We start from the raw sequence: 24,608 nt of genomic DNA on the forward strand, positions 1-24,608 counted from the left end.
AATGACTACTCAAAAGAGTAATACAACTTCATCACTTGGGTCAGTGCTAACCTAGACTCAACGCCTAGTGTTAGGGGCGATGTATGACCACGGGATAGATGATCTGCAGCGGCACAGCCGATCATGGCGGCATTATCGGTACAGAATTTTAGAGGTGGGAATAGAACGCGGAGGTTATGTTGAACGGCTGCGGATTGAAGATTTTTTCTTAATCCGCTATTAGCTGCTACACCACCACCAATAGCAATTGTATCTAGACCATAGTCTAAGGCACAGGCGATCGCTCTTTTGGTTAGCGATCGCGCTACGGTTTCCTGAAAGCTCGCTGCTACATCTGCTACTGGCACTTGTCCACCATCTTTCTCTAATTGCTGCACTAAACGCAATACAGCCGTTTTTAATCCACTAAAACTCGCATCATAACGATGAAACCCGCCGCCCGGTAAAGAAACTTTTCCTTCTGGTAAGGCAAAGGCTTGGGGATTTCCCTGTTGTGCCAACTTGTCAATTACTGGCCCACCAGGATAACCCAGCTTTAATAATCGCGCCACTTTATCAAAGGCTTCACCCGCAGCATCATCACGGGTTTGTCCTAGTGTTTCGTAGATGCCACAATCTTTGACAAAAATCAAGCTTGTATGTCCGCCAGAAACTAATAAACTCAAGAAAGGGGGATTTAAACTTGATTCACTCAAGTAAGTTGCATAAATGTGACCTTCCAGGTGATGAACTCCCAAAAATGGCTTGTTGTGTACCATCGCTAAGGTTTTAGCAGCAGTTAATCCTACTAACAACGCTCCTACAAGTCCAGGGGCACAAGTGGCGGCGATTGCGTCAATTTTTCCCCAGTCTAGCTGGGCTTGCTCTAAGGCTTGGGCGATCGCAACATTTATCGTTTCCAAGTGCTGGCGAGACGCGACTTCCGGCACTACCCCGCCATACTGTTGATGAATTGGAATTTGCGAGGCTACAATACTGCTGCAAACTTTACGATTCTTAACAATTGCGACGGCAGTTTCGTCACAACTGGTTTCTATTGCTAAAACGGTTGTCATTGAGGTAATCAGTACTGAGTCTGGAGTCCTGAGTAATAAAGAGAAAATCTTGCTTCTTTACTACCCTACAACACCAATTCTTATACTCAGCACTCAAGACTTGGTACTCGATTTTGGTTGAGAAGCTTTAACTTTTATTTACTTAAACTTTACTCGGTTCCCACCCAAGAGTATGATGACTTCCTAGTTATGCAAATAAACAACTGTACAAGCCGCTTCGTTTTGTACAAAGAACTTCTTGTTTTGTAATAAAAGGAAACAACTCTATGCGACGATTGTTTGCTTTGATGTTAGCGATTTGTCTTTGGTTCAATTTCGCCTCCCCAGCACAAGCTTTAGGGGCTAATTTGACACCGTGCAAGGACAATCCCGCTTTTCAAGAGCTAGCAGCTAATGCCCGTAATACAACTGCCGACCCCGAATCAGGGAAAAAGCGGTTTGAGCGTTATTCTCAGGCGCTGTGCGGCCCTGAAGGCTACCCCCACTTGATTGTTGATGGTCGTCTAGATCGGGCTGGTGACTTTTTGATCCCCAGCATTCTGTTTTTATATATTGCTGGCTGGATTGGCTGGGTAGGTCGTGTCTATCTGCAAGCGATCAAAAAGGAATCTGACACTGAACTCAAAGAAATCCAAATCGATCTTGGTTTGGCACTACCGATCATAGCGTCAGGCTTTACTTGGCCAGCAGCAGCAGTCCAAGAATTACTCTCTAACAAATTAGCAGCCAAGGATTCAGAAATCCCCATTTCCCCACGCTAAATCAGCTTAATTAATTCACTTCGTTTTGGAGACTAAATTCATGGCAGACAAAGGCGATCAATCATCCTATTTGATCAAATTTATTTCCACAGCGCCTGTGGCAGCTACCATCTGGTTGACAATCACAGCCGGTATCTTGATTGAATTCAACCGCTTTTTCCCAGACTTACTTTTCCATCCACTGCCATAAGTGGGAAAAGGGATTTAGCACATTTGAATATCTTGTGTTTTTCCTAAAACTATGTAGTTGATTTATTCAGCTTAATTAAGCAGAATTCTCACCAAAATAGGCAGCACAAAGAGTTTTTTGAAACTCGCGATCCTGTTTACAGTTCGCGAGTTTCACACTTTTAGAACTAGCTAAATTAATTTTTCTAAACTTCTTAGCCAAAAGACATCTTTAGCTACAATTATTATTAATATAAAAATGCCACCATTTTAAATTTAGAGGCGAACAAAAAATATGGCACAAGCTATAGATGCATCAAAAAATCTCCCCAGCGATCCCAGAAATCGGGAAGTTGTTTTCCCTGCATTTCGCGATCCACAATTGGGCAACCTAGAAACCCCAATTAATTCTTCTCCCTTGGTCAAGTGGTTCATTAATAACTTACCTGCCTATCGCCCAGGTCTGTCTCCTGCTAGACGCGGTTTAGAAGTTGGACAGGCTCATGGTTACTTGCTATTTGGCCCCTTCGCCAAATTGGGTCCACTGCGGGATACAGCTAACGCTAACTTGGCTGGTTTACTGGGAGCTATCGGCTTGGTGGTTTTGCTCACCGCTTGTCTATCCTTGTATTCCAATAGCAATCCCGACAAAGCACTTTCTAGCGTTACCGTACCCAATCCTCCGGTAGATGCTTTTAACTCTAAAGAAAGCTGGAACAACTTTGCCAGCTCTTTCTTAATTGGTGGTATTGGTGGTGCAGTAGTTGCTTACTTTTTGACTAGTAACCTCGGACTAATTCAAGGTTTATTTGGTTAATTGAGAAATTAAGAGTTAGGAGTTAGAAGTAAGGAGTTAGAAGTTAAAGTTCATAACTTCTAACTCTTAACTCTTAACTCCTAAGTAACTCTTAGCTTATTTAAACAAAACCGTTTCAATGTCATTTAAAGCAGTTTCAAAATCGTCGTTAACGATTTGAATATCAAATTCATCTGCTGCTTGAATCTCTTCTTGGGCGCGGAGTAGACGACGAGCGATCGCTTCTTCAGAGTCTTGGGCACGAAAGCGTATTCGTTTCTCCAATTCATCAAAAGAAGGCGGTAAAATAAAAATGCTGAGGGCACTGGGGAAGGAAGCACGGGTTTGTCTTGCGCCTTCTAGTTCAATTTCTAGCACTACCAACTTACCAGAATGAATTTGTTTAAGCACAGCTTCCCGGGGAGTGCCGTAATAATTACCAGCAAATTCTGCCCATTCTAAAAATTCACCTTCAGCCACTAATTGTTCAAACTTACTACGGCTGACAAAGTAATAATTTTTGCCATCGATTTCCCCTGGACGGGGAGAACGAGTTGTTGCAGATACGGAAAAATAAAGTTCTGGGTGACGTTGTAGGAGCGATCGCATTAGAGTCCCTTTACCAACCCCACTGGGGCCAGTTAAGACAATCAACCTGCCTAAATATAAGCATTCTTCGGTGGTAACACTACTCTGGATGGGTAAAACTGGCATTATCCCCTCAACCTGTGAATCATCAATAGATATTATTCATTAGTCTTGTGTTCCTCGCCAAGTCCACTAGTAACTAAAAAGTTTGTAGCAAGGGCGACAGAAAACTGATCTAATTCACATAGTAATGCCGATCCGGTGCAAAGAGGAGTAGGAATAATCCACTGCTAATTATCTACAGTTTGATGATCGCGGGAAATTACAAAGCGATTCGCTACCGTTTCTGGCTGAATCGCCGACAGAATTACGTGGCTGGAATCGGTGATAATTACGGCCCTAGTCCGACGACCGTAAGTTGCATCAATCAGTTGACCTCTGTCCCGTGCATCAGTAATAATCCGCTTAATTGGGGCAGACTCTGGACTGACAATGGCAACTACTCGGTTAGCAGACACAATGTTACCAAAGCCGATGTTGATTAATTGGATCTCCATAAAAAAACTCACGCCAAAGGCGGTTTGAGAAGTTTGAAATAAACTTATTTCTATGTTATCGCCAAAGAACGGGAGTTACAACGCTTAAATTCAAGCCAGCCTTCGTTTTTAAATAATGGCTGCTTTTTTTAGCTGATAAACAGCTAAATTTCGGGAAAATCTTTCCAAAGACATAGACGCAATTTCACTGATACTAGCTAGTTGGATGATGTACATTTATTTTGTTTGCAATAAGTATTTAACTCAGAAATTGATGGAGAGCAAAATCGACTTTTTTTAGAAGTTGGGAAAAGAATAAAAGGTAATAAAAGTAGCTTTCCCCTTCTTGTAAAAGCTACTTTTAGCGTTTTTCGGTTGTATACAATAGACTCTGCTCTCTCTTAAAAGGCTACGGTGTACAGACAAGATTGCCGCAATCATATATTTTAAATGTCACACTGTGCTTCCATCCCACTTGGGAATGAATTCCGAGTCTTATAGTTGAAGTCCACGCTTAGGAATGCGGATTAAAGAAAGTGCAATTTTTGACAAACTAATATCTCAGCAGATTTAAGCCAATTTTTGATGAACTGTTACCCAAGCTTAATCGTTATCTAAAATCCAGATGGAATAGGGAGTAGGAACTTAATTCGGGAGCAACGCGAAAAAGTGAGATCCTCGTGAAATAGGCTCTTGAGGCAGGGGGAGCAGGGGAAGCAGGGGGAGTAAAGAGGCATTTTTAGTATTTTTTACTACCGAAATAGACTGTTTCTACACTTATTTCTTTCTCTTCCCCTGCCTCCCCTGCTTACCCATCTCACAAAATCGCATTGCTCCCCTTAATTCTTTCCTCATTCCCCATTCCCAATTACTGATATCCCTGCCAAGGAGTAACTTCCAGCGTGCTGTTAGGCTTAAATATCACTTGGAAGTGGGCGAGAGGTTCTTTATCATTAGGAGGTGCTACATTGGAGCCGTAGACATCGTTGAACATCTTCGGAAGGGGTGTTTCTCGGAAATAGTCAAAGGCGACTTGGTTAAGTGGTTCATAATCGGCAATTACACCATCTTTATTGACTGCCACGCGATATTTCAAATCTCGTGTAAAGGTGTGAGTACCACTCCAAGTTTGGCGAACTGTATTATAAAGCTTTTGGTTTAAACTTTTGACTATATTAGAGTCAGTAATTTTTGCACCGACTACCTCTGGTGTTCTAGCATATCCCCGCCAAGGACTCACTTCTAGCACACCTCTTGTAGTAAATACTACTCGGAATTGGGCAATAGGTTCCTTGGAAATGGGAGGGCGGCTAGCTGGATTATAAAGTACATTAGGCAGAGGAGTTTGACTCACTCCCAGATTCGCCTCTTTATTTACCGCTTTATAACCAACGATCGCACCATCCGCAGCTACACCCAGACGATAAATTAATTCCTCCTTCAATCCTGAACGATTAGTCCAAGCTGGATGAATTTGGTTGTACACTTGACGATTCAATGCCCGCAGTTGGGATGGATCGGTAATTTCTGGAACTGTATTTAAAAGTGCTTCTAAATCTTGAACTGTCGGCTTTGTATTAGCCACGGACGTTGGTGTAGGTGTTGCAACCGCGATAGGCGTTGCGGCCGCTGATGCTGGGGGAGTGATATTGTTTGTTGTAGAGCTACTTTGCTTTTCTGGTTGAGGTTGTGGTGGACGTATTTGGGGCGGTGGAATCAAGTTAAAGGCGATCGCTGCTACTGCTAAACTTGACACACCCACAGCAGCAGGAACAGCCTGTCTAATCAAAGCTTGACTAGCACCGCCATAGCGTCTGGTAACTGGTTGTAGTTCTAGGGAAAGTTCAGGTAAAGTTTGGGTATCAGCAAAAAACTGATCCACTGCTTCCACTAAATCAAACAACTGTACTGTATTCAAATCTATTTCAATAGGTGGACGTTTGGAATTATTAGAATGAGACTCGAACCCCTCTGGAGCGCCTTCGGAATGTACAATTAGCCTGTGTCGATTGCTGTCAACTTTCCGAAACTCTACTAGCTCCGATTCCTGGTTGTGTGCTTGGGGATTGGGTACACTACTTAAAAATTCTTGGGCATAGCCACTAACAGCCCTCACTAAACTTTCAAAAAATTCTCGCCCTCCCGTTAAAGGCTGATTATAACCAGATAAATAGCATTCTGCATTTACCAATATTGATAATTCCGGGCGCATTTCCTGGAAGTGGGCAGCCCTAGTGACATCACTTAACCCTTCTAAAAGTAGTGTACAATTAGGTAGACTGTACTTACGTTGAATATTCATTCCACTTCACCGTCAAAAAGACTAATCCAGAACCTCTGCATTCCAGCTGTACCAGTACAAAATAGTAATTGTCCTAACAAATTTATAGCAAGCTCATCTAATTTTTCATCAGAAGTTAATGCTAGTACACCTGAGCGCCGAGCATTCATCCGGCTCTTAAAATGCGCTCTAAACCTCTCTAGGTAATTAGATAGGCGCAAATTCTGTTCTAATGGAATCTGCTTTTCTTCCATTTGTTGACATATCATTAATAACTGGCGGATAACAACAGTTAAACGCCGCGCTATGTAGCAAGCAATGACTACTAGAGCTTTTGCTTCCATGATAGTTAAGGGACGGCGCATGTGCGCTCTCCGTAGCGGGTTAGAGCTACGCATCCGCCATAAATTTACTCTGTCTTTAACAATTCCTTTTAGATCCAACTCTTGAGCAAAACTCAAGATTGCTTCCGAACCACCAAGCTCTAAAGCTTCAATTGCCAATAAAATCAGGTCAATTTGCAACCGCGTTCTCCGAGGACACGTTTTGGAAGCGATCGCAGGATCTGGCAAAGTGTCCAGAATCGTCGGCAGTGAATCTTGAGTTGGACTGTTGAACGGCGTTAAACTTGCTGAGACATTCATTATCTAAAATACCTTGTGCGGTTCCAACAGACTAGATAAAACAAATTTAAGATCGGTAGCCAAGACTTGAACGTTAGATTTGTAGCAGTAGCATGACTACCTGACATATACATTACTTAACTCTTTCTACTCACAGTTTTCCCTATATTGAAATCAAACTTTTAAAAACATAAATCAATTCACCTCATTTCTTAGTGCAATACCTTTTCTAGCTTGGTTTAGATTCTAATTATCGTCAATAAAAGGCGAAGCTTTAGCCCCGACCCCAGCGTATGACATTATAGTGTACGATTTTTCAGGTATCTGAAATTGGGGATTGGGAATTGAAAATTGGTCAATAGATCAATACTTCTTTTTCCCATTCCCCCATTCCCCATTCCCCATTCCCCATTCCCCATCTTATGGATTTAAAGTCTCTCGTTCGTGACATCCCAGATTTCCCTAAACCTGGAATTTTATTTCGGGATATTACTACGTTACTGCGCGATCCAGAGGGACTGCGCTATACTATTGACTTTTTAACACAAAAATGCAGCGAAGCTAAGATCGAGCCGGATTATGTTATTGGTATAGAGTCGAGGGGATTCATTTTTGGCTCACCTCTGGCTTATAAATTAGGAGTGGGTTTTATTCCTGTCCGTAAAAGAGGTAAGTTACCAGCCACAGTTCACTCAATTGAATATGAACTAGAGTATGGTACAGACTGCCTGGAAGTGCATCAAGATGCTTTACACCAAGGTAGCCGAGTTTTGATTGTGGACGATTTGATTGCCACTGGTGGAACTGCGAGTGCAACAGCAAAGTTAGTACAGAAGATTGGCTGCGAATTAGTAGGATTTGGGTTTATTATCGAGCTACGGGATTTAGAAGGGCGTAAATATCTGCCGGATGTGCCAATTATCTCTCTAATCGAATATTAGTTATTTGTCATTGGTCATTAGTCATTGGTCATTAGCAAAGGACAAATAACAAATAACAAAGGACAAAGGACAAATGACATCTACGAGAATTTCCTTGGAGACAGGTCGGGATTGGCTAATCAGGCTAGTCACGAACGAAACTTTTATTTATGTGGCAAAGCGGGTATTGCAGGCACTACTGACTTTGTTTTTGGCATCAGCGTTGTCGTTTTTTATTATTCAACTTGCTCCAGGGGATTATGTAGATACGCTGCGGCAAAACCCGAAAATATCTCCAGAAAGAATTGAGGAAATTAAGCGGCAGTTTGGTCTGGATAAGTCTTGGCCAGAGCAATTTTGGTTATGGATATGGCGAATTTTGACAAAAGGGGATTTTGGCACGAGTTTTATTTATCAACGTTCAGTAGCATCACTTTTGTGGGAACGCGTACCAGCGACTTTGTTATTAGCGATCGCATCTTTAATTGTCACATGGGCGATCGCTATCCCTCTAGGGATCTTTGCTGCTGTTAACCAAAATAAGCTAGCAGACCGACTTTTACAGGTTATTAGCTACGCCGGACAAGGCTTTCCCAGTTTCATTACCGCCTTAGCACTGCTGGTTTTAGCCCAAATCACCTCTCCCTTATTCCCAGTGGGGAGTATGACTAGCATTAATCACTCAGAACTGACGTGGTTTGGCAGAATCTTAGATATCGGCTGGCACATGATTTTACCTACGATTGCCCTCTCAATTACTAGTTTTGCTGGTTTACAACGCATCACTCGCGGCGAATTATTGGATGTTCTGCGTCAAGATTACATTCAAACGGCTCGTGCCAAAGGACTGCCAGAAAACCGCGTCATCTACGTTCATGCACTCCGTAATGCTGTAAATCCCTTGATTACCTTATTGGGTTTTGAATTAGCTGGTTTATTAAACGGTGCTTTCATTGCCGAATTTTTCTTCAACTGGCCCGGTTTAGGGAGGTTGACTCTACAGGCTTTACAAGCTCAAGATTTATATTTATTAATGGCAAGCTTGGTAATGGGCGCAGTGTTGTTAATTGCTGGTAATTTAATCGCTGATTTAATGTTAAAAGCCGCCGATCCTCGCATTCGCCTAGAAAATCTTAATTAGTCATTTGTCATTGGTTTAACCTTATCTCCATGTTGTCTGAAGTCTATTACTTGGTGCGCTCAAAAACTGACGGTAATTATCTCATAGCTCGTCCTGACACCGAAACATCAGGTTATTTATTGCTGTTTCAAGAAAACTTTGATGCCCTTAGCTATCTCAACACCCATGCGGCAGAAGTGGCAAATCGCTTTTCTGTGGAATCTATTCCGCGTACACAGTTGGGAAACTTGCTTAAACGTTGGGGTTTTAGCGGTGTGGGTATTGTAACTGACCCTTTATTGCCCAAAGTTGAGTTTTTGCAACACAGTTAAGCTGTACTTTTTATTTTTTAATTGGATATCGGTGATAAGTGTTGGGTTTCGTTTTTAAACTGATGAGAGGAGCGATCGCGATATTATTTTATTGTGTTATGCGAAAATCAACAAAAGGAGTTGAGACCATACCTTTCCAAACACCCTCTATTAATTTCATCTCTTCATTACTTCCTTTATCGATTATTGCCGATGTATTTTCGTTTCGATATGTAAAACGAACTCTATACTTCCCAGGTTTCAGATTATCAAAACACCAGACTCCTCCAGAAGGTTCATTCCCCTGAAGTTTTTTAAGTTGATGAATCTACTAATTGAATATTCACAAGTGGAGTTAGTACCTCTCCAGTCCAGAGATTTTGTAATATTGTTTGTAATATTTTTGGTTCAATCCAGTTAGAAAAATCCTCCATCCGTTCACGAGATTCACGATACTTGAACCGAAATTGATATAAACCTGGATACAGTGGGCAAAAACCATAAATGTCTTGAGCTGGAAAAGGGACGTTCAAAGTTAACTTTCGATCACGTTTTTTCTTCCGGTTCTGTATCCAAAAAAGAAAAGCATCACGAGACAAAGTTACTGATTCTCCTGGCACTACCAGCACATAATCAGATTCAATTGGTGGGTTAATTCGATCGCAGCTGATACCTGTCTGCATTACTTGACCATCTGGTGCTATCAGTTCTGGGAACAACGAATAAAAATTTGATGAAAAGTAAAAAAAACTTTGTGTGTTATTAGTAATACGAATACCAAGCTCTACAAGAGTATAAATACCGCGTTTGGTTTCTGGGATAGTTAATACTCTCTCTGATACCACAGTCTCAAACCTGACATTATCCACTTCAACAGCATTAATTTCATTCGATTCAAAAGATGCCATCGCTCTGTAATTAAAATGAGTTTTGTAATCTTGAAAAAGAGTAACCTACTTGATTAATGAAACCAATTCTCTAGTTGAAGTTCTTGAAAATCAATATAGTCTGAAATATTATCTGTTACCAAAATCAGACCATTAACTTTTGCGATCGCTGCAATCTGTCCATCTGGATACGCGGGAGTTTTTCCTATAGTTACTAGTCGCGCTCTTTCTAAAGCAAACCATTTGGCTCCCACGTTATCATAGGGCAGGATAGAAATATTTGGTTGGATTATATGCAAGAGATACTGCTCAATGTTAGGTAAATAAGAATGCGATCGCACAAGTAAAATCAGGTAATATGGGCGAGTTCAACTCATCACTATTGAACAACGTAGTAACTAACTTTAAACTCGCTTTTTCACGCCGATAAACTTCCACCTGTTGGTTGCGCCAATCCACAATCCAATATTCCCTAACACCTCTTGCTGAGTAAAGCTTTAGTTTAAGTTCCCTGTCTCGCTTTTCGTTCTCAATACCAGCAGACAGTACCTCTATTACCAGTTCTGGCGCACCAGTCAAATGCCCCGCCTCGTCTAAAAGCAAGGGCAACCTCTCATTGCTAGCCCAAACAACATCAGGAATCACATTATCATTATCCCCAAAAATGATGCCTGGAGCAGTCACAACTTCTCCCAAACCAGTAGTCTGTGACCAGATATCTAATGAAGCAAGAATTCTGACACAGACTTTTTGATGATTCCAATGAAGCGCTCTGGTAACAAACAATTCTCCGTCAATAATTTCATAGCGGTTCCCGTTATCTGGAAACAACTCTAAATCGGCGGTAGTCCAGCGCACTCTCTCAGATATCGGCTGGTTCATAAACCATCTTTGTTGAGGGATTTACCTATTTTATCTTGAGTGGGGATGGGGCATGGGGCATTGGTTATTAATTCTTCTGTCTCATCCCCTATTCCCCATTCCCCAATTCTTACACCACTACCTTTTCTAAACTCAACTTAGAACGCTTCACTTGCTCAGGAATTGTTACCGGATAATCTCCAGTAAAGCAGGCAGAGCAGAAACTATTGGTGTCTTCTCGTGTCGCTTCTAGCATTCCTTCCCAACTGAGATAGGCGAGGCTGTCTACTTCCAGTTGCTTGGCGATTTCCGCTACTGACTTGGTAGCAGCAATCAACTGATCTTGAGAATCGGTGTCGATGCCGTAGAAGCAAGGATGAGTTACTGGTGGAGAGGAAATTCGCATGTGTACTTCCACTGCACCCGCTTCACGCAAGGTTTTGACTAGTTTACGGCTGGTAGTCCCGCGAACAATGGAGTCATCTACAATAATTACTCTTTTGCCCGCCAGCACATCTTTGAGGGGGTTAAGTTTCATGCGGATACCAGACTCGCGCATAGTTTGTGTTGGCTGAATAAAGGTTCGTCCAACATAGCGATTTTTAATCAGTCCTTCAGCGTAGACTACACCAGAAGCTTGGGAAAATCCGATCGCAGCAGGAATACCAGAATCAGGAACACCAAAGACAATATCGGCATCGACATAAGATTCTTTAGCTAGTTGATGCCCTAACCGCATCCGATAGCTGTATAAACTCTCGTTGTGCATGATGCTATCAGGGCGAGCAAAGTAAATCATCTCAAAGATACACAATTTCCTTTGGATCTGTTGACTCCAGTGATAGGAAGCCAAACCTTCTTCAGTAATCCAAACTAATTCACCTGGTTCTACATCTCGCAGGTATTCGGCTCCAATGATGTCTAAACCACAAGTCTCGGATGCCAAAACGTAACGGACTGGATTACCCGCTAAAGTCCCAATTACTAAGGGGCGAATACCATTGGTGTCACGAACACCCATAACCCCGTTAGGAGTGCCAATAACTAAACTAAAGGCTCCTTGGCAACGATGAAATGCCTGAATTGAACCTTCTAGCCAATCTGCACCAGCGTTGACGGCTTCTGCGATCGCAAAAGCAATCATTTCTGAGTCTGTTGTGGTAACTAAGTTGTATTTTTTCTCAAGCAACTCTTGACGCAGTTGCACGGTATTGACTAAATTACCATTGTGTGCCAGAGCTAAAGAACCTAAGCGAGTTTCCAGAACTGCGGGTTGGGCATTAACTTTGCGGCTAGAACCTGTGGTGGAATAACGAGTGTGACCAACAGCAAGGCTACCAGGTAATTGATCCAAAACAGATTCATTGAAGACTTGAGACACCAAGCCCATATCTTTGTGAAGATGGACTTTTGTACCTTCAAAAGTGGCAATCCCAGCTGATTCTTGACCCCGATGCTGGAGGGCGTACAATCCAAAGTAGGTCAGTTTAGCAACGTTTTCTCCTGGTGCGTAGATGCCAAAAACACCACAAGCTTCTTCGGGCTTGTCAGGTTGATTGTCATGACTATTAATTGGGTTGTTGTTAGGGTCGGGGTATTCATCCGAAGTGACAGAATGAATAGAGGTCATGCTAGCTTTGCTCCTGGTGGGGGGGTCAAGTCACTGGGATTATGTCTATAGATAGATTATTGATTTCTTAATAAATCTTTAACCATCTATTAAAACAGTACCGTAATTATGCCCAGAGACGCTAATAGTTCTGAGTGATTAGTGCTGATTTCTGAGTGAAGTCTAAATACTCAGGACTCAGAAATATTGGTTTGGTTGGCGATACGCCTAGCGATCGCATGGGAATAGCGATCGCTCATATCTTCGATACTAACTTTGATTAAGACCTGATTATCAGTGGTGAAAACCCGCAGACCCGTCTCAAAGTTGCCAACTGTACCTAGTCTTTGCCACTGTTGATCGAGATGTTCCTGTAAGTATGATTCCCAAATTGCTTGCTGTGCCGATGTTACAGAAACTAAAATCCTGGCACCACCTTCAGCAAACAGCACCTCATCAACACGGTTCTGCGTTGGTGCTATTTCTAAATTGATTTCAGCACCAAGGTTGCCAGCAATACAACATTCGGCAAGTGCGATCGCCACTCCCCCCTCAGCAGAATCATGGGCTGAACGTATCCAACCATTACGAATTCCTTCCCGACAAACTTTTTGGACGCGGCGTTCCAAATCAAAATCTACCCGTGGTGGTTTTCCGGCAACAGTGCCGTGGATAGTGGCTAAATACTCAGATGCTCCCAAACTGATTTTGGATGTCAGAGGCAATCCGAGAAGATAAATCACATCGCCGGATGCTTGCCAACCTTGACCACAAATTTTAGTGATATCGGGAATCAAGCCCACCATCCCCACTACAGGAGTGGGATAAATAGGTTGTGGGATGCCTTGGGAATCGAGGGTTTCATTGTATAAAGAAACATTTCCGCCTGTGACTGGTGTTGCCAATTCCCGACAACCTTCCGCCAAACCGCGACAAGCTTCTGCCAATTGCCAATAACCAATCGGTTTTTCTGGAGAGCCAAAATTTAAGTTATCCGTCACCGCCAGAGGTTCTGCACCCACACAGCTAAGATTGCGTGCAGCTTCTGCCACCACTGCCTTAGCTCCTTCGTAGGGGTCAAGATAAATATAACGAGGATTACAATCTACTGTTGCGGCCACGCCTAATTTTTGATTTGGGATTGGGGATTTTAGATTGGGGATTTCTTCAAGGGGACGCAACCGGATAACAGCCGCATCTGCACCACCTGGTAATATTACTGTATTATTTTGTACTTGATGGTCGTACTGACGATATACCCAGTTTTTAGATGCGATCGTCGGTGTATCGAGCAAAGTGAACAGAATATCATTCCAACTTTGCACGCCTCCTTGGAGTTCTATTCCAGCAGTTGTGCAAGCAGGTAAGGAATCAGGAGTCCATTCCCAAGCTTGACGGGCGTATTCTGGCGCTTCTGCCAACAACTCCCGATTATACAGTGGGGTATTTTCCGCCAAAGCCTCGGCGGGAATTTCTGCTGCTATTCCACCTTGAAAAAGAATCCGCACAATGGGTTCAGCGATGACAGTACCAGCGACAACTGCTTGAAGTCCCCAACGGTGAAAAATGTCGATTAGTTCCTGTTCGCGCCCCTTATGGGCAACGAACAGCATTCGTTCTTGAGATTCCGAAAGCAGATATTCATAAGGAACCATCCCCGTTTCTCTCGCGGGAATCTTATCTAAATCTAGTTCAATGCCCACACCGCCTTTTGCAGCCATTTCTGAGGTAGAACAGGTGATACCGGCTGCTCCCATATCTTGGGCGGCGACAACTGCACCTGTTTTAAACGCCTCCAAACAAGCTTCAATTAACGACTTTTCCAAAAATGGATCGCCCACTTGCACGGCGGGGCGATCGTCTATTGAGCGATCGCTCAATTCTGCACTGGCAAAACTTGCGCCTCCTATACCATCGCGTCCGGTAGTGGAACCAACATACAGTACGGGGTTTCCTAAGCCAGATGCCCCAGATTTAACTATTTCTGATGTTTCCATCAACCCTAGTGCCATGACATTCACTAGGGGATTACCAGAATAGGCCGAGTCAAAGTAAACTTCGCCTCCTACTGTTGGTACTCCAACGCAATTACCATAATGTGAAATCCCCGCCACTACGCCTTGGAACAGCCTTTGAGTTTTGGCATCTTCTAGGGAACCGAAGCGTAGAGAATTTAATAGAGCAATGGGACGCGCACCCATTGTAAAAATATCTCTGAGAATACCGCCTACTCCCGTTGCTGCACCTTGAAATGGTTCTACAGCTGATGGGTGGTTATGCGATTCAATCTTAAAAGCTAGTTGGAGTCCATCACCTAAATCTACAACACCAGCATTTTCACCAGGCCCCACGAGGATGCGGGGCCCCTCAGTAGGAAATTGTTTGAGTAGAGGTCGAGAATTTTTGTAACAGCAGTGTTCTGACCACATTACCCCGAACATTCCCAGTTCAGCTTTGTTGGGATGACGGCCTAACCGACGGACAATTTCTGTGTATTCTTCTGGTTTAAGTCCTTCAGCAGCGATTTCTTGGGGTGAGAAGGGAGTAGGATATGTGGCGGTCATGGAAATAATGCACCAATTGTACAGAGCATTATTCTATCGATTTAGTTGCCTTATTAGGTGCAGTTCTAGAAATGCAGATAACTCTTCTTTGGATATTTCTTTCTGAACTACTTGAATCACCAAATTGTAAGCTTGCTCTTGCGATAAGTTCAAACTGTAGCCGTTTAAAGTTATGAAAGTATCCATAACCGCAAATGCAGTGCGTTTGTTGCCATCAATAAAAGGATGGTTCATCGCTAAATGGTATAGATATGCTGCTGCTTGCTCGTGAATTGTAGGATGCAGAAGTTCGCCGCCAAAAGTGGCTTGAGGTTGTGCCAATGCTGAATCTAGTAAACCTTCGTCTCTGACACCAGATGTTCCACCAAAGCTGTTTATCTCATCTTGGTGAATGTCTAAGACTTGAGAAATAAAAAGAAATCTAGGAGTCTGCAAGGCGACGGTAAACCTCTTGCCATTTCTGTTTAGAAGTTAAGTAAGCCTGCCATACTTCTTCATCTGAGGCAATCTGATTTGAGGGAATATTTTCTAATTTGTCTTCTTTTTGCTCAATCTCGCGGAAAGATTGGGCAAAATCAGGAATATTTAATAATACTTTTTCAGTAACTTCCTTTTCTTCTGTTTCTTGCAAATAAGCCAGAAACGCAACTGCTAATCGCAACTTTTCAATAGAAAGTTGACGCAAACGGCTTTCGGCTTCTGATAAATAAATGCTGTGCTTTTGTTCTGTTGCCATCGTTACCCCAAGCTAGGTTCGTTGCCAGTTTTGAATCAGTTTTGTCCCTAACTCTAGCTTATCGCGCTATTGTGATTTACTCAATCAAGGCAACTGCAAAAATACTTAATTTTATAGCCAATTAAGCTGAGGGATGATAATTTGAGTAGTTTTACTATTATTAAAAATAAAGAATTGTTTCTAAAATTAATATTAACTAAATGCAATATTATTGAAGTAGTAAAATTAATTTTACTATAAGAATCCAGTTTGATTTGGAGAAAATATACGTAGGATGTGAGCGCGGAGAGTACGGCATCAAATCCTTGATAATAGTGCGTTACGAACTCCGTTCTAACACACTCTACAATACCTAATTTCGTTCAAAAATAAAATAGTAATCCTATAGCAGGAGCTAGTATGGAGGCAATATCAGCAGCAGTAGGAGCTATGATTAATACTATTGGTGCAACCACCGCATCATTTCAATTAGTAGCTGTCTTGGTGAATGGCGTTAAAAGTATTTTGGGATGCTAATTAATTTATGTTGCAAAGTGCGATGCCTACAGCGGCAAGCTACGCACTTCTACTTTCCTGTATATTGACACACGATGCTTAAAGATAACTTGACTAAGTAAGCTAAGTTTTATTTATAGCATCATATATTGCAAGTATCTACTTAAACTCAGAGATTATTCGGGTACATGCAGTTTTGTTGTAACAATCGAGTGACGAGAATCACACATATCTATGATTAGGATCGTCTCCCAGCGATCGCTAACTAGGCATAATTAATGACAACTGAACTCTAGCCGAGTCATTAATAGGGAACACACTTAATTGCCGACAGCCTTAATCAAGGACTGTCGGTTTTTTAATATCCGTATATCCTTTATTCTTTGAGAAATGTTTCATAACTATACCTAATAAAATTTCCCCACAACTGGTTGGTAACTTGACAGAAATTTTGCCACAGCCACTACCAAATGTGGGGAGGTACGATAAAATTGGGTATCTTATGCCTTTGGAGTGCTAATATCTTACACTCACTCTAGTAGACCGAAAGTATACTCCTAGAACCAGCACACACTTTGTATTAAGACATCGCTTGAATGATGTAATCAAAGTAAGGTGATGCTTCAGCAGCGTCTTCCGCACTCAATAAGCTAAGGGAGGCTGTTTTGAGGGAACCGATCGCTTCTACCATTCCAGGCACGGGAACACCTAATGAATTGTACATTTCCCGCACACCAATCAAACCAATTTTTTCAATTGGCTCTTTGTCGCCGGCAAGCACACCATAAGTAATTAGACGTAAGTACCAGCCAAAATCACGGATACATAGAGTGCGTTGACGTTCTCCGTAAGCATTACCTCCGGGGGAGATAAAGTCAGGACGCTTTTGCCAAAGTTGTTTGGTTGCTTCCTGAACTATCTTTTTTTCGTTTTCAGCTAAGGTAGCCGCAATCCGCGTCCTTTGTACGCCGGTTTGCAAAAAGTCTTTGATATTTTTAAGTTCGCCACTGCTGGGATAACGCAGTTCGTCGTCGGCTTTGAGAATAACTTGGCTAATTACAGTCATGATGATTGAAATCACCTGAAATATTATCTGTTAGTTTAGCGAGTCGGAGGTACACAAGTGAAGAGATAGGAGTTACTTATGTGTTGAATTTATCTATTTGGCAGATAAGGGAGTGGAAAATGAGTGAGATGGGGGACAAGGAGACAAAGGGAATAACCAATAACCAATGACCAATGACTAAAATGATTTGGCAGCAAGGCGAATTAATTGAAGTGACGATCGCTAATCTGAGTGATACAGGCGATGGTGTCGGACGCGCTGATGAACGTGTTGTGTTTGTCCCAGATACCGTACCTGGCGATCGCGCCATTATCCGCTTGGTTCATGTTAAACCAAAATACGCCCACGGTAAGCTCCAGCAGCTATTAGAGACATCCTCCTACCGGATTCGACCTAGTTGTATTGTGGCGGATAAATGCGGTGGTTGCCAGTGGCAGCAGATTAATTATGATTACCAGCTAGTCGCCAAGCAAAATCAAGTTATCCAAGCTTTAGAACGCATTGGTGGTTTTGTCCAACCACCGGTAGATCCGGTACTAGCTGCCCCTTCTGCTTTAGGATATCGTAATAAATCTACATATCCTCTGGGGATATCGGCAACAGGACAGGTACAAGCTGGTTACTACCAAAAAGGTAGCCACCAATTAATTAACTTGAATCAATGTCCAGTCCAAGACTCAAGATTAAATCCCTTACTTGCCGAAGTCAAGCTGGATATTCAACAACGGAGTTGGCGAATCTATAACGAACAGCGCCATCTTGGACAAATTCGCCATCTCGGTTTACGCATTGGCCGACATACTGGAGAAATGTTGCTGACTTTGGTGGTGAAGGACTGGAATTTATCAGGAATTGAAACCCAAGCCCAGGAATGGTTAAAGCGTTATCCGCAGTTAGTGGGAGTGTCCCTCAATCGCAATGGCGATCGCACAAATGCTATCTTTGGAGCAGAAACCCGTTGCATCGCTGGAGTCCCCCACCTGCGTGAAAACTTTGCTGGGCTGGAATTTCAAGTGCGCCCAGATACATTTTTCCAAGTATATACAGAAACAGCAGAGGCTCTATTGCAGATAATTCAATCAGAACTCAATCTTCAAGGGCATGAGTTGCTAGTTGATGCCTACTGTGGTATTGGGACTTTAACTTTACCCCTCGCCAAAAAAGTCCGTCAGGCTACAGGATTAGAAGTGCAGCCAGCAGCAGTAGAACAAGCTATTTTGAATGCCCACCGCAACGGAATTGATAATGTGACTTTCCTTGTCGGGGCAGTAGAGAAATTGCTTCCCCAAATGGGCACAATACCAGAAGTAGTAATACTCGATCCGCCACGTAAGGGGTGCGATCGTGCTGTCATAGACACTTTACGGCAATTGAAACCATCTCGGATAGTTTACGTCAGCTGTAAAGTAGCTACCCTCGCACGCGACCTGAAATTGCTTTGTCAAGATGGGCAATATACTATCACACGGGTACAACCTGCTGATTTTTTTCCTCAAACTGCCCATGTTGAAGCTGCCGCCTTTCTTGTACTATCAGATTTGCACAAGGATAGTAATTCCTTTACAAAAACTGAAATTTGAAATTTTTAGTCTAGTGCATACTAAAGATGCTAAAATTGAATTAAGCCAAAAATACAAATTCGTTTTGTTAAAATAAATTCAAGTTGCATAGGTTCTTAGAAACATGAATTGGATTATGTAAATGACAAATCGGCAATTAGCAAGAGTATGCCAATACTCTGTCAAATTAGTAGCATCTTTTTAAGTTGCCAAATTCATTATCAAAATTATTTCTGCCGTTGTTATATATCTAAAAAATCCCAACTCATACTATAGGGCTAATGCTCCCTAGCATTTTCAAAATTTAGTTTTAAAGACGCAAGTTTGAAGGCAGCATGACCACCTCAAGTTTTATCAGGGTGCCTGTAATAGCAAACTGATGTCTAGCTAACTGAAAGCTATGGGGTTTCTCTTGTGATTACAATTTCACTCCGTCCAGTTGCACGTTATTGGGGCACTATTAGTTTTGCCTCAACTCTCTACCTTTGTCCAATATTAGATTTACTGTTGGCAGAAATCCCAGCAAAATTACAAGCGGAACTGCGGCTAGGACTTCAAGAAGCCCTAGTAAACGCAGCTAAACATGGCAATAATCTCGATCCAAGCAAAACAGTTGTAGTCCGTTTTTCCTTAATAGATAATCAATATTGGTGGATAATATCAGACCAAGGTAGGGGCTTTACTCCTTCATCTACTAATGAAGAAGAACCAACAGATTATTTACCACCAGATGAATCAGAAAGTGGGCGTGGTTTATGTCTTCTCCATCACATTTTTGATCAGGTGGAGTGGAACCGCAAAGGCACAGAATTGAGGCTTTGTAAACAAATGGAAAACCGTCCCCGTTTATCTCTGCGACGGTAGCGTATTTTAGAGTTGGGAGTAGGAGTTAGGAGTTGATAATTATAAAACTTTTAACTCCTCACTCCTAACTTTTAACTTTTTCCGTGAGTTGGACAGGGAGGGGCAGAAATAGAGCGGTCTAACCAACCAATTGCCTGTTCTAATCTAGCCTGAGCTTCTTGTGGCTGATTCTTCAAAAGATACACAATAGCTGCTGCCACTTGTTCATTAGCGCGAGAATTGCGGTTAGACTTGAGGCGATGCCAATCGTTAGGGGAAATGCTTAGTCTTTCCATCAAGGCTTGAGCTAGTTCCAGAGTACTAAGTTCATTCAGTTGACTGGTTTTCGGCAGCTGGGTAGATTGGGACATAACTATTGGCGCAAATGCATTTACTTCTACTGTACTACTTGTAAATGAAGCCGCCTAAACAATCACAGCCATCAGCAGAAAATCCCGAACCAGATTTTGAACAAGAATTAGAGGAAGTAGAGCGATCGCTCCTATCCTTAAAAGAACGTTACGATGGAGTGCAACGCGATCGCCAGCAACAGGCACAATGGCAACAGCATCGGGATCGACTAAAGCACAATAAATCTCAGACACCAGAAATCAAAGCAGAGTTAAGGCAAATTCAACGGCAGTTGGAAATGCTAGAAGTAAACTTAGAAAGCCAGTTATTTTCTTGGCGTAGCCTCAAAAAACCTTTCTGGCAAGTTGTCCGCTTTGGTGGAATGGGCGTTATCATAGGCTGGATATTAAAGTCTTATGCTGGATAAATATGGTAAATCGACGGATTGCAGAAATATTGCGAAGTGGTCAACCCGATGAGTCTCTCCAAATTCAAGGCTGGGTGCGGACGAAACGCGAGTCCAAAGGGTTTGCTTTTATTGAAGTCAATGACGGCTCATCACTAGCTAATTTGCAAGCTGTCATTAATCAGGATTTGCCAGATTACGAAGCTATCTTGAAAAAATTGAATACGGGTGCTGCTGTTGAGGTAGCAGGGGTACTAGTGGCTTCTCTAGGTAAGGGACAACGGATTGAGTTGAAAGCCGAGTCGGTGAAAGTTTACGGCGAAGCCGATCCCGATACATATCCCCTGCAAAAGAAACGCCATTCCTTTGAGTTTCTGCGAACCATTGGACATTTGCGATCGCGGACTAATTCCTTTGGTGCAGTTTTCCGCGTCAGAAATGCTTGTTCGACAGCAATTCACCAATTTTTTCAAGAAAGAGGCTTTTTGTGGGTACACACACCCATCATCACTGCTAGCGACTGCGAAGGTGCGGGTGAACTGTTTAGCGTTACCAGTTTAGATTTAAAGAATATTCCGCGCACAGAAAACCAAGCAGTAGATTACAGCCAAGACTTTTTTGCTAAACCCACATATTTAACAGTTAGCGGCCAGCTGGAAGCGGAAGTTATGGCGATGGCGTTTTCTAACGTCTACACCTTTGGTCCTACCTTCCGTGCAGAAAATTCCAACACCTCCCGCCACTTAGCAGAATTTTGGATGGTTGAGCCAGAAATGGCTTTTTGCGATCTAGAAGGCGATATGGATTTAGCTGAGGCGTTTCTCAAACACATTTTTAAATATGTGTTAGAAACTTGCCCGGAAGACATGGAATTTTTCAATCAGCGCGTTGATAATTCAGTGTTGGCGACAGCCGAAAATATTGTAAACAATCAGTTTGAACGCTTAACTTATACAGAAGCCGTCAAACTTTTAGAGAAAGCTGATGTTAAATTTGAATATCCTGTGAGTTGGGGTTTAGATTTACAATCAGAACACGAACGCTACTTGGCTGAACAGTTATTTAAAAAGCCTGCGATCGTTACAGATTATCCAGCGCAAATCAAAGCATTTTATATGCGCTTGAACGACGATGAAAAAACCGTCCGCGCAATGGATATTCTCGCACCCAAAATCGGCGAAATTGTCGGCGGTTCCCAGCGCGAAGAACGCTTAGAAGTATTAGAACGCCGCGTGTTAGCGCAAGGATTAAACCCAGAAGACTTGTGGTGGTATCTTGATTTGCGTCGTTACGGCACTGTTCCACACGCTGGTTTTGGACTAGGTTTTGAACGACTCGTGCAATTTATAACGGGTATGGGAAATATCCGTGATGTGATTCCCTTTCCCCGTACACCGCAAAGTGCTGAGTTTTAGTTTGAGAATTTGAAAACCAGGCGATTATATATAAATTGCATCTACACAAACCAAGTCCTTCTCAATGGACTAATCAAAAATTTTGCTAATTACATTTTTACTTAGCACCAGACCTGCTAAAATCCCACTGGCAGCAGCTATATTTCTTTGTAGCTGGCGATCGCTAATTGCTTCAACTGCTTTGGCTACTTGGGTTAATACCATTGTAGGATCGTTTGTCTGACTTAGGACGGCAAAGGGTAATAGACCTGGAATACTCAAAAACCTTTCTGTTGGTTGTTGCCACAGCCGTATTAGTTCAAACTGATGGTAAGTGTTGTTTAATCTAAAACTGTTTTCACTGACTAATTCTGAACTTGTTTTTCTCAAATAAATTACTATTTGACGCATTTATTTGTTAGGAAAGCGGCGATAAATCCTAACCCGATAATCTTACATCTGAAAAGGGATATCTTTATCAGCATCAGTTTGAAATTCGGTATGCAGAACTAAATCATCAGATTGCAATAAAATTAATGAATCGGCGCGAATTGGTTCAGATGATAATTCAGTAGGGCTAAGTTCTGTTAATTTAATCGGTGAGCCTAATAACCAAGTTGCTAAATCATCTTTGAAGTTTTCAGCAATGAATTTACAGATATTGTCATACATGAGAGCCTGCAAGTAAGGGGATCGAGTATTTTTCTAGAAAAATTAAATTTGTTAGTATTGGGTTTCCTTGCATTAACCCAACCTACTGCTACAATTTTATGTTAAACAAGTAATGCAAAAGTTACTACAGAAGATGTAAATTAATGTTAATGTTACTTCTCAGCATCGGGAATGAGCGATATGCCATAGAAAGCCGACAGGTTGTAGAAGTAATACCATTTGTTTTACTTAAAACTTTGCCTCACCAGCCTGAGTATATCGCTGGTGTTTTTAACTATCGGGGACGCATTGTACCAGTCATCGATTTATGCCGATTGATGCGTAGCAAACCCTCCTCTGAGTACCTGAGTACTAGGATTGTGCTAGTCAATTATTGGGGCAATAATACCGAACTTAAGGCTCCCTATATTTTGGGTTTGATTACAGAACAAATTGTAGAAACATTACACAAGTCTGAAGTTGAGTTTGTTGATTCTAATATTCAGATAGATACAGCACCATATTTGGGCAACATGATTGTAGACGACCAAGGGATGATTCAATGTCTTCGCATTGAGTATTTGTTGTCAGAAGCACAGCAAGTCAATCTCTTGCCAGAAAGTCTTTACAATACTGGATTTTAAATTGGTCTGAAGACTCCATAAATGGCACAATCTGTAATTGAAGCTTTACTAAAAAGCAAGATTGGTTTAGATGCAAACTCTATTGGTGCTGAGGCGATCGCAAGTGCAATTTATCAACGGATGGCAGATTGCGGAATAACGGATATTGCTAACTATCTGGGGAAATTGCAGGTATCTAGCCATGAATGGGAAGCACTGATTGACAGCGTAATTGTTCCAGAAACTTGGTTTTTTCGAGAACCAGAGTCCTTTGCATTTCTGAAGCATTACGTATTATCTGAGTGGTTGCCAAAAAATCCACAGGGTGTATTGCGGGTTTTGAGTGTACCTTGTGCAACAGGTGAAGAACCATATTCCATTGCGATCGCTCTTTTGGAAGCAGGATTGAACCCTACAAACATTCACATTGATGCTGTTGATATTAGCAACAAGTGCCTGGTAAAAGCGCAACGAGCAATCTACCATCAATACTCGTTTCGCAGTAATAGCCGATCCTTTCAAGAGAGCTATTTTCAGCCTACTGAGGCTGGATACCACCTGTGCGAACAGGTGAGATGTATGGTGAATTTTCTTAATGACAACTTTGCAGATCCGGCTTTTCTAGCTGACACGCCGCTTTATGATGTAGTCTTTTGCCGTAACCTATTAATTTACTTCGATCTGACAACAAAAGAGCGCACCATTCAAACCCTAGAAAGGTTGCTCAGTCCAGAAGGTTTGCTATTTGTTGGACACGCTGAAGCTTGGTTATTGTTTAAAACTCAACTTGTCTCAGTTCGTCAACATTCAGCAGTTGTTCATCGAAAGTCTAAAGCGGCCGAAAATGTTCGCAAAAATCATCATCAATCTTCAGAGACAAGGCTTCACACCAGCAACAATATAGATGTTCTCAGCAGGCGACAGCTACCGAAAAAAAACCATTCCAAGTTTGCTGCACAAGAAAGGTTAAATGTTACTTCCCAGAAACCCATATCGCCAAAAGACCTCAAGGTAAATTTGTTAGAAACAGTTAGAGCTTTAGCCGATCGAGGTCGGTTGAATGAGGCGGTTAAACTATGCAACGACTATCTCAACCAAAATCAGGTGAGTACTGAAGGATATCTTTTACTAGGTCAGGTGCAGCAAGCGATGTCAGAAAATGAGCGGGCGGCACAATCTTTTCAAAAAGCAATTTATTTACAACCTACTCACCAAGAGGCGCTGACTCATTTGGCATTACTCAAAGAACATCAAGGTGATGTGGATAATGCTAATCTTCTCTGGCAACGAATTCACCGATTAACGAAGGATATAGCGGTTATCAGTCCAGTTCAGTACACTTAGGAGAGAGCAATTCTACTGATAACTGGTCGCTATGAAAGCCTACTCTCTCGACTTGCGTCA

The 24,608-nt window shown here is 42.2% G+C and carries 26 protein-coding genes and 1 pseudogene; 12 read left to right on the forward strand and 15 right to left on the reverse strand.

Features of this window, described 5'->3' with window-relative positions; translation table 11 throughout:
- Positions 1 to 5: 5 nt before the first annotated feature.
- Positions 6 to 1,055, reverse strand: a complete 1,050-nt coding sequence (gene tsaD / locus V7K42_RS04745) for a tRNA (adenosine(37)-N6)-threonylcarbamoyltransferase complex transferase subunit TsaD (protein WP_334914016.1) — start codon at positions 1,053 to 1,055, stop codon at positions 6 to 8.
- Positions 1,056 to 1,321: 266 nt separating this feature from the next.
- On the opposite strand from tsaD, the gene V7K42_RS04750 reads away from it, so the two are divergent.
- From V7K42_RS04750 to V7K42_RS04760, 3 genes are all read left to right on the forward strand, one after another.
- Positions 1,322 to 1,816 (forward strand): Photosystem I reaction center subunit III, encoded by a 495-nt coding sequence (locus V7K42_RS04750; RefSeq protein WP_334914018.1) that lies wholly within the window; start codon positions 1,322 to 1,324, stop codon positions 1,814 to 1,816.
- A 40-nt stretch (positions 1,817 to 1,856) separates the two neighbouring features.
- Entirely contained in the window at positions 1,857 to 2,006 is a 150-nt protein-coding gene (gene psaJ / locus V7K42_RS04755; protein WP_012410218.1) for a photosystem I reaction center subunit IX, read from the forward strand.
- A 273-nt stretch (positions 2,007 to 2,279) separates the two neighbouring features.
- Entirely contained in the window at positions 2,280 to 2,801 is a 522-nt protein-coding gene (locus V7K42_RS04760) for a photosystem I reaction center protein subunit XI (RefSeq protein ID WP_334914020.1), read from the forward strand.
- Between the two features lie 96 nt (positions 2,802 to 2,897).
- On the opposite strand, the gene gmk is transcribed toward V7K42_RS04760, so the two are convergent.
- The 4 genes from gmk to V7K42_RS04780 form a co-directional block, all read right to left on the reverse strand.
- Positions 2,898 to 3,494: a guanylate kinase gene (gene gmk / locus V7K42_RS04765; protein ID WP_334914022.1), complete on the reverse strand. Its 597-nt coding sequence runs from the start codon at positions 3,492 to 3,494 to the stop codon at positions 2,898 to 2,900.
- Between the two features lie 164 nt (positions 3,495 to 3,658).
- Positions 3,659 to 3,925 (reverse strand): extracellular matrix/biofilm regulator RemA, encoded by a 267-nt coding sequence (remA, locus tag V7K42_RS04770; protein WP_012410221.1) that lies wholly within the window; start codon positions 3,923 to 3,925, stop codon positions 3,659 to 3,661.
- Positions 3,926 to 4,772: 847 nt separating this feature from the next.
- Positions 4,773 to 6,206 (reverse strand): DUF4335 domain-containing protein, encoded by a 1,434-nt coding sequence (locus tag V7K42_RS04775; RefSeq protein ID WP_334914024.1) that lies wholly within the window; start codon positions 6,204 to 6,206, stop codon positions 4,773 to 4,775.
- Entirely contained in the window at positions 6,203 to 6,829 is a 627-nt protein-coding gene (locus V7K42_RS04780; protein WP_094328218.1) for a DUF3038 domain-containing protein, read from the reverse strand. The genes V7K42_RS04775 and V7K42_RS04780 overlap by 4 nt, the downstream gene beginning before the upstream one ends.
- Before the next feature lie 401 nt (positions 6,830 to 7,230).
- Between V7K42_RS04780 and V7K42_RS04785 the strand changes: the two genes are divergently transcribed.
- The 3 genes from V7K42_RS04785 to V7K42_RS04795 all read left to right on the forward strand — a co-directional run bounded on the left by V7K42_RS04785 (position 7,231) and on the right by V7K42_RS04795 (position 9,180).
- The gene (locus V7K42_RS04785) at positions 7,231 to 7,749 is read left to right on the forward strand and encodes an adenine phosphoribosyltransferase (protein WP_334914025.1); all 519 of its coding nucleotides are present in this window, start codon (positions 7,231 to 7,233) and stop codon (positions 7,747 to 7,749) included.
- A 73-nt stretch (positions 7,750 to 7,822) separates the two neighbouring features.
- On the forward strand, positions 7,823 to 8,869 hold the full coding sequence (locus V7K42_RS04790; protein ID WP_334914027.1) for an ABC transporter permease: 1,047 nt from the start codon (positions 7,823 to 7,825) through the stop codon (positions 8,867 to 8,869).
- A gap of 29 nt (positions 8,870 to 8,898) precedes the next feature.
- Positions 8,899 to 9,180 carry a hypothetical protein gene (locus V7K42_RS04795; protein ID WP_100898347.1) on the forward strand — a complete coding sequence of 94 codons (282 nt, stop codon included), beginning with the start codon at positions 8,899 to 8,901 and terminating at the stop codon, positions 9,178 to 9,180.
- Between the two features lie 293 nt (positions 9,181 to 9,473).
- Here the strand turns inward: V7K42_RS04795 and V7K42_RS04800 are convergent, their stop codons facing one another.
- The 8 genes from V7K42_RS04800 to V7K42_RS04835 all read right to left on the reverse strand — a co-directional run bounded on the left by V7K42_RS04800 (position 9,474) and on the right by V7K42_RS04835 (position 17,377).
- Positions 9,474 to 10,067: a hypothetical protein gene (locus V7K42_RS04800; RefSeq protein WP_334914030.1), complete on the reverse strand. Its 594-nt coding sequence runs from the start codon at positions 10,065 to 10,067 to the stop codon at positions 9,474 to 9,476.
- A 53-nt stretch (positions 10,068 to 10,120) separates the two neighbouring features.
- Complete coding sequence (locus tag V7K42_RS04805; protein ID WP_334914032.1) at positions 10,121 to 10,345, reverse strand: hypothetical protein; 225 nt, start codon at positions 10,343 to 10,345, stop codon at positions 10,121 to 10,123.
- Between the two features lie 16 nt (positions 10,346 to 10,361).
- Positions 10,362 to 10,928, reverse strand: coding sequence for a Uma2 family endonuclease (locus V7K42_RS04810; protein WP_334914034.1), 567 nt, complete (start codon positions 10,926 to 10,928; stop codon positions 10,362 to 10,364).
- Positions 10,929 to 11,037: 109 nt separating this feature from the next.
- Entirely contained in the window at positions 11,038 to 12,537 is a 1,500-nt protein-coding gene (gene purF, locus V7K42_RS04815) for an amidophosphoribosyltransferase (protein WP_334914036.1), read from the reverse strand.
- 170 nt (positions 12,538 to 12,707) lie between these two features.
- Positions 12,708 to 15,080 (reverse strand): phosphoribosylformylglycinamidine synthase subunit PurL, encoded by a 2,373-nt coding sequence (purL, locus tag V7K42_RS04820; RefSeq protein WP_334914038.1) that lies wholly within the window; start codon positions 15,078 to 15,080, stop codon positions 12,708 to 12,710.
- A 33-nt stretch (positions 15,081 to 15,113) separates the two neighbouring features.
- The gene (locus tag V7K42_RS04825) at positions 15,114 to 15,515 is read right to left on the reverse strand and encodes a type II toxin-antitoxin system death-on-curing family toxin (RefSeq protein ID WP_334914040.1); all 402 of its coding nucleotides are present in this window, start codon (positions 15,513 to 15,515) and stop codon (positions 15,114 to 15,116) included.
- A complete protein-coding gene (locus tag V7K42_RS04830; RefSeq protein ID WP_334914042.1) occupies positions 15,502 to 15,816 on the reverse strand; it encodes a hypothetical protein in 315 nt (104 codons plus the stop codon). The genes V7K42_RS04825 and V7K42_RS04830 overlap by 14 nt, the downstream gene beginning before the upstream one ends.
- 1,075 nt (positions 15,817 to 16,891) lie before the next feature.
- A complete protein-coding gene (locus V7K42_RS04835; RefSeq protein WP_334914044.1) occupies positions 16,892 to 17,377 on the reverse strand; it encodes an allophycocyanin subunit alpha-B in 486 nt (161 codons plus the stop codon).
- A gap of 173 nt (positions 17,378 to 17,550) precedes the next feature.
- On the opposite strand from V7K42_RS04835, the gene rlmD reads away from it, so the two are divergent.
- Together rlmD and V7K42_RS04845 are read left to right on the forward strand one after the other, a co-directional pair.
- Entirely contained in the window at positions 17,551 to 18,957 is a 1,407-nt protein-coding gene (gene rlmD / locus V7K42_RS04840) for a 23S rRNA (uracil(1939)-C(5))-methyltransferase RlmD (RefSeq protein WP_334914046.1), read from the forward strand.
- 393 nt (positions 18,958 to 19,350) lie between these two features.
- Complete coding sequence (locus V7K42_RS04845; protein WP_334914048.1) at positions 19,351 to 19,800, forward strand: ATP-binding protein; 450 nt, start codon at positions 19,351 to 19,353, stop codon at positions 19,798 to 19,800.
- A gap of 71 nt (positions 19,801 to 19,871) precedes the next feature.
- Here V7K42_RS04845 and V7K42_RS04850 read toward each other — a convergent pair whose 3' ends face one another.
- On the reverse strand, positions 19,872 to 20,150 hold the full coding sequence (locus V7K42_RS04850) for a DUF6439 family protein (protein WP_094328229.1): 279 nt from the start codon (positions 20,148 to 20,150) through the stop codon (positions 19,872 to 19,874).
- 44 nt (positions 20,151 to 20,194) lie between these two features.
- On the opposite strand from V7K42_RS04850, the gene V7K42_RS04855 reads away from it, so the two are divergent.
- Together V7K42_RS04855 and asnS are read left to right on the forward strand one after the other, a co-directional pair.
- The gene (locus V7K42_RS04855; RefSeq protein WP_334914050.1) at positions 20,195 to 20,557 is read left to right on the forward strand and encodes a hypothetical protein; all 363 of its coding nucleotides are present in this window, start codon (positions 20,195 to 20,197) and stop codon (positions 20,555 to 20,557) included.
- Between the two features lie 2 nt (positions 20,558 to 20,559).
- On the forward strand, positions 20,560 to 21,951 hold the full coding sequence (asnS, locus tag V7K42_RS04860) for an asparagine--tRNA ligase (protein ID WP_334914052.1): 1,392 nt from the start codon (positions 20,560 to 20,562) through the stop codon (positions 21,949 to 21,951).
- Positions 21,952 to 22,029: 78 nt separating this feature from the next.
- Here the strand turns inward: asnS and V7K42_RS04865 are convergent.
- A pseudogene (locus tag V7K42_RS04865) lies at positions 22,030 to 22,602 on the reverse strand (Rpn family recombination-promoting nuclease/putative transposase); the annotation flags it as partial.
- 143 nt (positions 22,603 to 22,745) lie between these two features.
- Here V7K42_RS04865 and V7K42_RS04870 point away from each other — a divergent pair.
- Together V7K42_RS04870 and V7K42_RS04875 are read left to right on the forward strand one after the other, a co-directional pair.
- The gene (locus V7K42_RS04870) at positions 22,746 to 23,225 is read left to right on the forward strand and encodes a chemotaxis protein CheW (protein WP_334914054.1); all 480 of its coding nucleotides are present in this window, start codon (positions 22,746 to 22,748) and stop codon (positions 23,223 to 23,225) included.
- 21 nt (positions 23,226 to 23,246) lie between these two features.
- Positions 23,247 to 24,548, forward strand: a complete 1,302-nt coding sequence (locus V7K42_RS04875) for a CheR family methyltransferase (RefSeq protein ID WP_334914056.1) — start codon at positions 23,247 to 23,249, stop codon at positions 24,546 to 24,548.
- Positions 24,549 to 24,608 lie beyond the last annotated feature (60 nt).

This window comes from Nostoc sp., assembly GCF_036917455.1.
In the GTDB taxonomy this organism is placed as follows: Bacteria; Cyanobacteriota; Cyanobacteriia; order Cyanobacteriales; family Nostocaceae; genus Nostoc.

What these genes read in the sequence shown, in the direction of transcription:
- purF (WP_334914036.1), bottom strand. Translation starts at nt 12,537, where the DNA reads ATGACCTCTATTCATTCTGTCACTTCGGATGAATACCCCGACCCTAAC.
- V7K42_RS04750 (WP_334914018.1), top strand. Translation starts at nt 1,322, where the DNA reads ATGCGACGATTGTTTGCTTTGATGTTAGCGATTTGTCTTTGGTTCAAT.
- purL (WP_334914038.1), bottom strand. Translation starts at nt 15,080, where the DNA reads ATGACCGCCACATATCCTACTCCCTTCTCACCCCAAGAAATCGCTGCT.
- V7K42_RS04850 (WP_094328229.1), bottom strand. Translation starts at nt 20,150, where the DNA reads ATGTCCCAATCTACCCAGCTGCCGAAAACCAGTCAACTGAATGAACTT.
- V7K42_RS04790 (WP_334914027.1), top strand. Translation starts at nt 7,823, where the DNA reads ATGACATCTACGAGAATTTCCTTGGAGACAGGTCGGGATTGGCTAATC.
- V7K42_RS04760 (WP_334914020.1), top strand. Translation starts at nt 2,280, where the DNA reads ATGGCACAAGCTATAGATGCATCAAAAAATCTCCCCAGCGATCCCAGA.
- V7K42_RS04795 (WP_100898347.1), top strand. Translation starts at nt 8,899, where the DNA reads ATGTTGTCTGAAGTCTATTACTTGGTGCGCTCAAAAACTGACGGTAAT.
- remA (WP_012410221.1), bottom strand. Translation starts at nt 3,925, where the DNA reads ATGGAGATCCAATTAATCAACATCGGCTTTGGTAACATTGTGTCTGCT.
- V7K42_RS04810 (WP_334914034.1), bottom strand. Translation starts at nt 10,928, where the DNA reads ATGAACCAGCCGATATCTGAGAGAGTGCGCTGGACTACCGCCGATTTA.
- V7K42_RS04800 (WP_334914030.1), bottom strand. Translation starts at nt 10,067, where the DNA reads ATGGCATCTTTTGAATCGAATGAAATTAATGCTGTTGAAGTGGATAAT.
- V7K42_RS04830 (WP_334914042.1), bottom strand. Translation starts at nt 15,816, where the DNA reads ATGGCAACAGAACAAAAGCACAGCATTTATTTATCAGAAGCCGAAAGC.
- V7K42_RS04870 (WP_334914054.1), top strand. Translation starts at nt 22,746, where the DNA reads ATGTTAATGTTACTTCTCAGCATCGGGAATGAGCGATATGCCATAGAA.
- V7K42_RS04775 (WP_334914024.1), bottom strand. Translation starts at nt 6,206, where the DNA reads ATGAATATTCAACGTAAGTACAGTCTACCTAATTGTACACTACTTTTA.
- rlmD (WP_334914046.1), top strand. Translation starts at nt 17,551, where the DNA reads ATGACTAAAATGATTTGGCAGCAAGGCGAATTAATTGAAGTGACGATC.
- V7K42_RS04855 (WP_334914050.1), top strand. Translation starts at nt 20,195, where the DNA reads ATGAAGCCGCCTAAACAATCACAGCCATCAGCAGAAAATCCCGAACCA.
- V7K42_RS04780 (WP_094328218.1), bottom strand. Translation starts at nt 6,829, where the DNA reads ATGAATGTCTCAGCAAGTTTAACGCCGTTCAACAGTCCAACTCAAGAT.
- tsaD (WP_334914016.1), bottom strand. Translation starts at nt 1,055, where the DNA reads ATGACAACCGTTTTAGCAATAGAAACCAGTTGTGACGAAACTGCCGTC.
- V7K42_RS04875 (WP_334914056.1), top strand. Translation starts at nt 23,247, where the DNA reads ATGGCACAATCTGTAATTGAAGCTTTACTAAAAAGCAAGATTGGTTTA.
- V7K42_RS04785 (WP_334914025.1), top strand. Translation starts at nt 7,231, where the DNA reads ATGGATTTAAAGTCTCTCGTTCGTGACATCCCAGATTTCCCTAAACCT.
- asnS (WP_334914052.1), top strand. Translation starts at nt 20,560, where the DNA reads ATGGTAAATCGACGGATTGCAGAAATATTGCGAAGTGGTCAACCCGAT.
- psaJ (WP_012410218.1), top strand. Translation starts at nt 1,857, where the DNA reads ATGGCAGACAAAGGCGATCAATCATCCTATTTGATCAAATTTATTTCC.
- gmk (WP_334914022.1), bottom strand. Translation starts at nt 3,494, where the DNA reads ATGCCAGTTTTACCCATCCAGAGTAGTGTTACCACCGAAGAATGCTTA.
- V7K42_RS04835 (WP_334914044.1), bottom strand. Translation starts at nt 17,377, where the DNA reads ATGACTGTAATTAGCCAAGTTATTCTCAAAGCCGACGACGAACTGCGT.